The 9,239-nt window shown below is 74.5% G+C and carries 7 protein-coding genes; 5 read left to right on the forward strand and 2 right to left on the reverse strand.

Features of this window, described 5'->3' with window-relative positions; genetic code table 11:
• A partial coding sequence (locus EAO70_RS01910; RefSeq protein ID WP_148001297.1) for a helix-turn-helix domain-containing protein occupies window positions 1-1,822 on the forward strand: 1,822 nt, incomplete at its 5' end.
• Window positions 1,823-1,901: 79 nt separating this feature from the next.
• On the forward strand, window positions 1,902-2,678 hold the full coding sequence (locus tag EAO70_RS01915; RefSeq protein ID WP_148001298.1) for a class I SAM-dependent methyltransferase: 777 nt from the start codon (window positions 1,902-1,904) through the stop codon (window positions 2,676-2,678).
• On the opposite strand, the gene EAO70_RS01920 is transcribed toward EAO70_RS01915, so the two are convergent.
• Window positions 2,663-3,130, reverse strand: a complete 468-nt coding sequence (locus EAO70_RS01920) for an NUDIX domain-containing protein (protein ID WP_148001299.1) — start codon at window positions 3,128-3,130, stop codon at window positions 2,663-2,665. The genes EAO70_RS01915 and EAO70_RS01920 overlap by 16 nt on opposite strands.
• Window positions 3,131-3,288: 158 nt before the next feature.
• The gene (locus tag EAO70_RS01925) at window positions 3,289-4,218 is read right to left on the reverse strand and encodes a glutaminase (RefSeq protein WP_148001300.1); all 930 of its coding nucleotides are present in this window, start codon (window positions 4,216-4,218) and stop codon (window positions 3,289-3,291) included.
• Window positions 4,219-4,576: 358 nt separating this feature from the next.
• Here EAO70_RS01925 and EAO70_RS01930 point away from each other — a divergent pair, with 358 nt between their 5' ends.
• From EAO70_RS01930 to EAO70_RS01940, 3 genes are all read left to right on the forward strand, one after another.
• Window positions 4,577-6,349 (forward strand): VanW family protein, encoded by a 1,773-nt coding sequence (locus tag EAO70_RS01930; RefSeq protein WP_148001301.1) that lies wholly within the window; start codon window positions 4,577-4,579, stop codon window positions 6,347-6,349.
• A gap of 215 nt (window positions 6,350-6,564) precedes the next feature.
• The gene (locus tag EAO70_RS01935; RefSeq protein ID WP_148001302.1) at window positions 6,565-7,596 is read left to right on the forward strand and encodes a serine hydrolase domain-containing protein; all 1,032 of its coding nucleotides are present in this window, start codon (window positions 6,565-6,567) and stop codon (window positions 7,594-7,596) included.
• 76 nt (window positions 7,597-7,672) lie between these two features.
• Window positions 7,673-9,124: a glyceraldehyde-3-phosphate dehydrogenase gene (locus EAO70_RS01940; protein ID WP_148001303.1), complete on the forward strand. Its 1,452-nt coding sequence runs from the start codon at window positions 7,673-7,675 to the stop codon at window positions 9,122-9,124.
• Window positions 9,125-9,239 lie beyond the last annotated feature (115 nt).

The raw sequence follows: 9,239 nt of genomic DNA on the forward strand, positions 1-9,239 counted from the left end.
CTCCCCGACCGGCCCCGCGGGGGCGACCACCGGGCACAGGTCGGCGAGCAGCGCCCGCGCCCCGGCCGCGGTCAGCCTGGGGCTGGTCGCGGACGGACTGCTGCGCCGGCGCAAGGGCGGGGCGGTCGACTTCGACGACCCGTTCCTCGGGCGCGCGGCACTCGCCTCCACCGGTACGTCCTGGCGGGAGGCACCACGGGTCCACGGCCCGGCCTCCCCCGCGCCACGCGGCCACGCAGCGGACGGGCCGGCCCCGGAGGGTCGTACGGCGGTGGGCCAGACGTCTCCGGCGGACCGTGCGGCGGTCGGAGCGGCGCTCGCGCGGGGCGCGGGTCATCGTGCCGATCGGCTGGGGCCGCCCGCCGGCGTCCGCGGGCTCTCGACGCTCGCCCGCGGCCGCGCCCAACTGGTGCGGGGACTCGCCGCGTTGGCCGGCGGCCCGGTGATGCACGCCCACGAGGCGCTCCTCCAGGCGGCGGAGCTGCTGCGGGGGCGGGCGCCGGTGGAGGCGTCCGACGCCCGGTTCCTGGCGATGGAGGCGGCGTGGGCGGGCGGCGACGTGGCGGCGTGCCTGGCCGCCCTCGACGGCGGGGAGGAGGTGCGCGGTCTGGAGCGCGACTTCGCCGAGGGGCTGAGCGCCGCGCTGACCGTACGGCTGGACGAGGCCCGCACGGCTCTGACCCGGGTGGTGCAGGGGGACGGGGGCGCGGACGACCCCCGGTTGCTGCTCCGAGCCGGGTCGGCGGCGCTGGTCATCGGCGACACCGCGGCGGCGGCGCGGATCCACGCCCGGGCACTGGTCCGGGCGCGGGCGGAGCACCGTACCGCCCTGCTGCCCCACGCGCTCGAGCAGCTCGCCTACGCCGAGCTGCGGGCCGGGCGGTACGGCAGGGCCGCGCGCGCGGCGCGGGAGGGGTTGCGGACGGCGGAGTCGACGGGGCAGTACAACGTCGCGGCCCACCAGCACGCCGTCCTGGCCCTGGTGGCGTCCGTGGCGGGCGACGGTCCCGCCGTCGCGGAGCACGCGGGGCGCGCGCTGGCGGCCGCGGGACCGCACGGTCTCGTGCAGGCCGCGACGCTCGCGGAGTGGGCGCTGGCCCGGGACGAAATGGGGCGCGGGCTGGCGGCGCAGGCGGCCGCACGGCTCGGGCCGCTGGTCCTGCCGGGTCCCCGGGGTGGTCACTTCGCGCTGCGGATGCTGGTGGTCCCGTGCTTCGTGGAGGCCGCGGTCGCGGCCGGCCGGGTCGCGGAGGCCCGGGAGGCGGCCGGGGAGTACGCGGCCTGGGCCGCCCTGGGCGTCGACGGGCCCGCGCGGGCGCAGTCGGCCCGCTGCCGTGCCCTGCTCGCGGAGGGCGAGGCTGCGGCGTACTGGTTCCGCGAGGCGGTGCGCCACCACGACGGCTGCGGGAACGACTTCGAGCGGGCTCGCACCCTGCTCGCGTACGGCGCGTGGCTGAGGCGGCGGAGGCGGCCGGGAGACGCGCGCGGTCCGCTGCGGGACGCCCTGGTGACCTTCGAGCGGGCCGCGGCGGAGGGCTGGGCCGCGCACGCGCGCTCCGAACTCCGTGCGACGGGAGGCGCCACGGGCGGGGCGGCGGGCTTCGGGGCGCCGCGGGAGCTGACCCCGCAGCAGCAGCGCATCGTGCGTCTGGTGGCGCGGGGCGCCACCAACCGGGAGGTCGCCGACCGCCTGTCCCTCAGCCCCCGCACCGTGGACCACCACCTCCGGGGCGTGTTCGCCCGGTTGGGCATCCGTTCCCGGGTGGAGCTCCCCGGAGTGGTGGAGGGGTGGGACGCGGACGCGCGGCCGGCGGCCCGCTGACGCCGTCGGCCGCGCGACCCGTCGGCGGTTCCGGCAGGTCGCCGGGGCCGCGCCCCCGCCCCCCGCGGATGATGGGGGGATGACACGTACCTTCGAAGAACTCGTCGCGGAGGCCTCCGAGGCGTCCGTCGACGGCTGGGACTTCTCCTGGCTCGACGGGCGGGCGACCGAGCAGCGGCCCTCCTGGGGATACCACCGGCTGCTCGGCGACCGGCTCGCGCGCGCCTCGGCCGCCCTCGACGTCCAGACGGGTGGCGGCGAGGTCCTGGCCGGTGTGCCGGCGCTGCCGCGGACGATGGTGGCCACCGAGTCGTGGCCGCCCAACCTCGCGCGGGCCACCGCGCTGCTGCATCCGCGGGGCGCCGTGGTGGTCGCCGATCCCGACGAGCCTCCGCTGCCCTTCGCCGACGGGGCGTTCGACCTGGTGACCAGCCGCCATCCGGCCACGGTGTGGTGGGCGGAGATCGCCCGTGTGCTGCGGCCCGGCGGCACCTACCTCGCCCAGCACGTGGGTCCCGCGAGCGTCTGGGAACTGGTCGAGTACTTCCTGGGCCCGCAGCCCGAGGCGGCCCGGCACCGGCATCCCGACGACGAGGCCGCGGCGGCGCGCGAGGCCGGGCTTGAGGTCGTCGGTGTGCGCTCCGAGCGGCTGCGGATGGAGTTCCACGACATCGGGGCGGTCGTCTGGTTCCTGCGCAAGGTCATCTGGATCGTGCCGGGGTTCACGGTGGAGTCCCAGCTGCCCCGGCTGCGCGAGCTCGACGGGCTGATCCGTGCGGAGGGGCCGTTCGTGGCCCACTCCGCGCGGACCCTGGTGGAGGCCCGCAGGCCGGAGGCCGCTCAGCGCTCCAGGTAGGCGGCGCGGGGGACGGTGCCGGCCGTCAGGGGGGTCAGGTGGTCGCGGTAGCGGCTCGACAGGGTTCCGAGGGAGGCGATGCTCTCCAGGGGGACCCAGTCGAGGCCGATCTGGTCGATGTCCTGCGCGGCGCCGCCGACGAGTTCGGCGCTGCCCTCGACGCTGCAGAGGAAGACGATCTCGACCCGGTGGAAGTTCTCCGAGGCGAGGGCGGCGGTGTCCTCCGTCCAGCCTTCCAGGACCCAGAGCAGGGGGCCGACCTCGACGGTCAGGCCGGTCTCTTCGAGAACCTCCCGGCGCAGGGCGTCGGGCAGCACCTCGCCGGTCTCCTGGCCTCCTCCGGGGAGGAAGTGGCACTCCTTGCCGTTCCAGAGGTTCCGGGTGAGGAGGATCGCTCCCTCGTGCAGGACGACGGCCTTCGCGGAGGTGCGGATACGGGTCGGGACGGTCATACGGGTCCTCCTCGGTCGGGCGGTCCGGCACACACCCCGGCAGCATGCCCACCCCGACCGGCGGAAATGCCCGTTACCGGAGCGCGGAGGGGCGCCGGGGGCCGGGCGGATCCCGGCCGCGCCCGCGGGGGCGGAGCGGCTGGGGGCGGACCGCGGGGTCAGAAGACCGACAGGCCGGTGATGGTCGTGAAGCGGTCGAGAGCGGTCACGCCGGCGACCGAGTTGCCCCGGGCGTCGAGGCCGGGGCTCCAGACGCACAGGGTGCAGCGCCCGGGCACGACGGCGACGACCGCGCCGCCGACCCCGCTCTTGCCCGGAAGGCCGACCCGGTAGGCGAACTCGCCCGCGGCGTCGTACGTCCCGCAGGTGAGCATGACGGCGTTGACCTGTTTGGCCTGGCTGAGGCTCAGCAGCCGGGTGCCGTCGGACCGTACGCCGTGGCGTGCCAGGAAGCCGGTCGCCCGGGCCAGATCGGCGCAGGACGCTTCGAGGGAGCACTGGCGGAAGTACTCGCGGAGCAGCGCGGGCACCGGTCCCGTGATGTTGCCGTAGGAGGCCATGAAGTGGGCGAGGGCCGCGTTCCGGTCCCCGTGGGCGGCTTCCGACGCGGCCACGTCCGCGTCGAAGGCCAGGTCCGGGTTGCCGCTCTCGGCGCGCAGGAAGGCGAGGAGGCTGCCCGAGGCGTCGCCGGTCAGCCGGTGCAGGCGGTCGGTGACGACGAGGGCGCCGGAGTTGATGAACGGATTGCGGGGGATGCCGTTCTCGTACTCCAGCTGTACCAGGGAGTTGAAGGGGTCGCCGGAGGGTTCCCTGCCGACGTGGGCCCAGAGCGCGTCGCCCTCTCCGGCGAGGGCGAGCGCGAGGGTGAAGACCTTGGTGACGGACTGGGTGGAGAAGGGCCGCCGCCAGTCCCCCACCCCGTAGACGGTGCCGTCGAGTTCGGCCACGGCCATGCCGAAGTCGGTGGGGTCGCCGGCGGCGAGCGCGGGGATGTAGTCGGCCGGGGTGCCCCGGTCGGTGAGGGCGGCGACCTCATCGGCGATGCGGTCGAGGACGGGCCGGAAGGAGGGGGTGGCGGTCGTGGTCACGCGCGGTCCCGTGGTCCTCGCTCCGCGGCGTCCCGCCGGGCTGCGGCGAGGCCGAGGTCGCCGCCGGCGGGTTCGGTGAAGAGGCAGTCGGTCCAGCTTAGGGCCGTGAGGGTGTCCGGCCCAGGCCGTGGGGTGGTCCGGCCCCGGCCGTGGGGGTGGTCCGGCCCCGGCCGTGGGGGTGGTCCGGCTCAGGCCGTGGGGCTGCACGCCAGGGGCGCGCCCGGCTCCAGGTGGTGACTCTCCGCGCCCCCTCCGACCCTCTCGGTATCTCCGCAGGTCAAACCACCCTTATGTGCATAAGACACTCTTTCGGCGTACCGTCGGGTGTCCCCTGTTCCTCGACGCCACGGGAGAGCGTGTGCCCCGCTCCACGACCCACCATGCCCAGACGCCCCCGCGGGGGCGCCGTCCGCGTCTGCGGACGGCCGCGATCGCGACGGGCGTCGTCGCCGTGGCGGCGGGCGGCCTGTACGTGGCCGGGCTCGTCGCCACCGGCGACGACATATCCGCCGGCACCCGAGTCGGCGGCGTGGACATCGGCGGCATGAGCCGGGCCGACGCCGAGGCCAGGCTGGCGGCCGAGGCCCCGGCCGCGTGGAGCGCGCCGATCCCGGTGCGGGTCGGCGACCGTGCCGCCACGGTCACCCCGGCGTCCGCCGGCCTCACCGTGGACGTGGCGAAGACGGCCGAGCGGGCGGCCGACCCGGCCCGCGACCCGATCACCGTCATCGGGCGGCTCTTCTCGTCAGGCGAGCGCGAGATCCAGCCGGTCCTCGCGTACGACGCGGGCAAGGCGAAGACCGTCGTGGCGGAGCTGGCCCGCACGAGCGACCGCCCTGTGCGCGAGGGGGCCGTGGCCTTCCGCGCGGGCAAGGCCGTCGAGACCCGGCCCGTCACGGGGCAGAAGCTGGACGCCGGGAGAGCCGTCGAGGCGCTGCGCGCGGCCTATCCCGCCACCGGCGCCGGCCCGGTCGCGCTCCCCGTGGCCGTGACCCGGCCGAAGCTGCCCGCGGCCGAGGTGACCCGCTTCCTCGACACGTACGCGAAGCCGGCCGTCTCCGGCCCGGTGACCCTCACCGCGGGCACGGACCGGCTGCGGATCTCCGCCGCCACCCTGGGCGACCACCTGACCGTGAAGAACGACGCCGGCCGGCTGACGGCCGCGCTCGACGCCGAGGCGCTGCTGCGCGACCCGGACGTCGCGGACCCGATCTCCGTCCTGACGGGCGCGCCCGTGGAGGCGACCCTCGGCGTGCGGGACGGCAAGGCCTATGTGGAGTCGGAGGGCAAGCCGGGGCACGAGGTGACCGCGAAGGCCCTCGGCGACGCCGTGCGCCCGCTGCTCACCCGGTCCGGCGACGCCGCGCGCACCGCCCCGGTGGCCACGAAGGTCACCCAGCCGGAGCTGACCTCGGAGTCCCTGGCGCGCCTCGGGATCACCGAGGAGATGTCGACGTACACGGTGAACTTCCCGGCGGCCCCGTACCGGACGACGAACATCGGGCGGGCCGCCGAGCTCATCAACGGTTCGCTCGTGCAGCCCGGCGAGGTGTGGAGCTTCAACAAGACGGTCGGCGAGCGCACCCCGGACAACGGCTTCGTCGACGGCACGATGATCCTGGACGGCCAGTACCGCTCCGCGCCCGGCGGCGGCGTCTCGGCGATGGCCACCACGATGTTCAACGCGATGTTCTTCGCCGGCGTGAAGCCGGTCGAGTACGGCGCCCACTCCTTCTACATCGAGCGCTACCCGGCCGGCCGCGAGGCGACGGTCGCCTGGGGCTCGCTCGACCTCAAGTTCCGCAACGACTCGGGGAAGCCGATCTACATCAAGGCGGGCGCGACGGACACGTCCGTCACCGTGAGCTTCCTCGGGACGAAGAAGTACGACTCCGTCGAGGCGGTCGCCGGGAAGCGCACCAACCTGACGGAGCCCAAGAAGGCCGAGGGCACCGGCAAGGCGTGCGTGCCGCAGCCGCCGCTGGAGGGCTTCGACATCTCGGTGGACCGGGTGTTCAAGAACGACGGCGCCGAGGTCAAGCGCGAGACGTTCAAGACCCACTACACCCCGCGCGACGAGGTCACCTGCAAGCCGGTCGAGGAGCCCGACAAGGCGGCGGACGCCGGGTGACGGGCTGACGGTCCACCGCCGGGTGACGGGCCACCGCCGGGTGACGGGCCACCGCCGGGTGACGGGCTGACGGCCGGCGCCAGACCCGCCGGGTGACCGGCCGACGGCCGGCGGGAGACGGCCACCCGGAAGGGTGTCTTCCCGTACGGCATGGGCATGACTCCGGAGCGCGGCCCACCAGGCCAGGGCCGCCCTCAACCGTCCGGAGGCCCGCCTTGGCGCAGCGCAGCGACCCCTTCGAGCGGCTCCTCTCCGACGCCGTGCGCGCGGGCGTCTGTCCCGGCATGGTGTGGGCCGTGGGCGACGCCCGGACGACCCTCTCGGCCGGGTCCGTCGGCCTGCTCGACCCGGCGGAGCCCGGCGGGCCGGCGCGGGACGACACCCTCTTCGACGTCGCCAGCCTCACCAAGATCCTCTCGGTCTGGGCGGTCACCGGCGTCCTCGTCGACGGCGGGAAGCTCGATCTGACGGCCCCGCTGGGCGACTACTGGCCCGAGGCGGCGGGGCGGCCGCTCGCGGACGTGACGGCGCACCACCTCCTGACGCACACCGCGGGCCTGCCGCTCCGCGCCAACCTCCGGCACCTGTACGGCTCCGACCCGCAGGACGTACGGGACGGCGTCCTCGCCGAGCCCCTCCGGCACCGGCCCGGGGAGGCCGTCGCGTACACCGACCGCGCGGCCCTGATCCTCGGCTACCTCGCCGAGCATCTCACCCGCCGTCCGCTCCCCCGGCTCGCCCAGGAGCTGGTCTGGTCGCCGCTGGGGATGACGGAGACCCGGTACGGGCCACTGCCCGCCGCGCTCCGGGAGCGGTGCGCGCCCACCGAGTACGACGAGGAGAGCGGTCGGCCCCTGAAGGGGACCGTGCACGACTTCTCGGCCCGGCTCCTCGGGGGTGCCTGCGGGATCGCCGGGGTGTTCACCACCGCCGGCGACGTCGGCGGCTTCCTCCGCCATCTGCTGGCGCCGCGGCCCGGCACCTTCTCGCCCGCGTGGACGGCGGGGTCGCTCCGCGTCCACACCGGCGGGCTCGAACCGCCCCGCGGCCTGTTCTGGCATCCGGCCCCGTACACGGGGCCCGCGGACGACGTCTGGTCGCACTTCGGCTTCACCGGCACGGGCATGTGGGTGTCGCCGACGCGCGGCCGCTGGGCGGTCCTGCTCACCAACCGGCTCCGGCTGACACGCGACCCCGGTCCGCTGGCCAGGGTCCGCGAGGTGTTCCGGAACCTGGCCTTCCCGTGACCTTCGCCACCCTCTTGATCGATCAAACGAGCCGGGGGTTAGCATATGAGCGCCGCCTAGCTCGAAAGATAAACTTGTGACTGTCAATGACGACTCGTTCACCAGCTGGAAGAACCGCGAGGAGATCGCGGAGTCGATGATCCCGATCATCGGGAAGCTGCACCGGGAGCAGGACATCACCGTCCTGGTCCACAGCCGCTCCCTGGTGAACAAGTCGGTGGTCAGCATTCTCAAGACCCACCGCTTCGCCCGGCAGATCGCCGGCGAGGAGCTCTCGGTCGTCGAGACGCTGCCCTTCCTCCAGACGCTGACCACGCTCGACCTCGGCCCCTGCCAGATCGACATCGGCGTGCTGGCCGCGGACTACAAGACCGACGACCGCGGTCTCTCGGTGGCGGAGTTCACCGCCGAGGCCGTCGCCGGTGCCACCGGTGAGAACAAGACCGAGCGCCGCGACGGACGCGACGTCGTCCTCTACGGCTTCGGCCGCATCGGCCGCCTCGTCGCCCGCCTGCTCATCGAGAAGGCCGGTTCGGGCAACGGTCTGCGTCTGCGGGCGATCGTGGTCCGCGGCGGCGGCGAGCAGGATCTCGTGAAGCGCGCCTCGCTGCTGCGCCGCGACTCGATCCACGGCCAGTTCCAGGGCACGATCACGGTCGACGAGGCGAACAGCACGATCGTCGCCAACGGCAACACGATCAAGGTCATCTACGCCAACGACCCCTCCGAGGTCGACTACACGGCGTACGGCATCGAGAACGCCATCCTCATCGACAACACCGGCAAGTGGCGCGACCGCGAGGGGCTGTCGAAGCACCTGCGCCCCGGCATCGACAAGGTCGTCCTGACCGCGCCCGGCAAGGGCGACGTGCCGAACATCGTGCACGGCGTCAACCACGACACGATCAAGCCGGACGAGCAGATCCTGTCCTGCGCCTCCTGCACCACCAACGCGATCGTGCCGCCGCTGAAGGCGATGGACGACGAGTACGGCGTGCTGCGCGGCCACGTGGAGACGGTCCACTCGTTCACGAACGACCAGAACCTCCTGGACAACTACCACAAGGCGGACCGCCGCGGCCGTTCCGCGCCGCTCAACATGGTGATCACCGAGACCGGTGCCGCCTCGGCCGTCGCCAAGGCGCTGCCGGACCTCAAGGCCCCGATCACGGGCAGCTCGATCCGCGTCCCCGTCCCGGACGTCTCGATCGCGATCCTGAGCCTGCGCCTGGGCCGCGAGACCACCCGCGACGAGGTGCTCGAGTACCTCCGCGACGTCTCGCTGCACTCGCCGCTCAAGCGCCAGATCGACTTCACCACGGCCCCCGACGCCGTCTCGATGGACTTCGTGGGCTCGCGCCACGCGTCGATCGTCGACGCCGGCGCGACCAAGGTCGACGGCGACAACGCGATCCTCTACCTCTGGTACGACAACGAGTTCGGCTACTCGTGCCAGGTCATCCGGGTCGTGCAGCACGTCTCCGGCGTGGAGTACCCGACCTTCCCGGTCCCGGCCCCGGCGGTCTGATCCCCGGACACCGCCCGGCACCACCACGCGCCGCACCTCCCCCGGGGGTGCGGCGCGTGGTGGTGCCGGGCGGTGTCCGGGGATCAGACCGCCGGGGCCGGGACCGGGAAGGTCG

The sequence above is a fragment of the Streptomyces sp. adm13(2018) genome (assembly GCF_008042145.1).
Taxonomy (GTDB): domain Bacteria; phylum Actinomycetota; class Actinomycetes; order Streptomycetales; family Streptomycetaceae; genus Streptomyces.

Coding starts and splice junctions, on each gene's coding strand:
- EAO70_RS01915 (WP_148001298.1), top strand. CDS start 1,902: ATGACACGTACCTTCGAAGAACTCGTCGCGGAGGCCTCCGAGGCGTCC.
- EAO70_RS01920 (WP_148001299.1), bottom strand. CDS start 3,130: ATGACCGTCCCGACCCGTATCCGCACCTCCGCGAAGGCCGTCGTCCTG.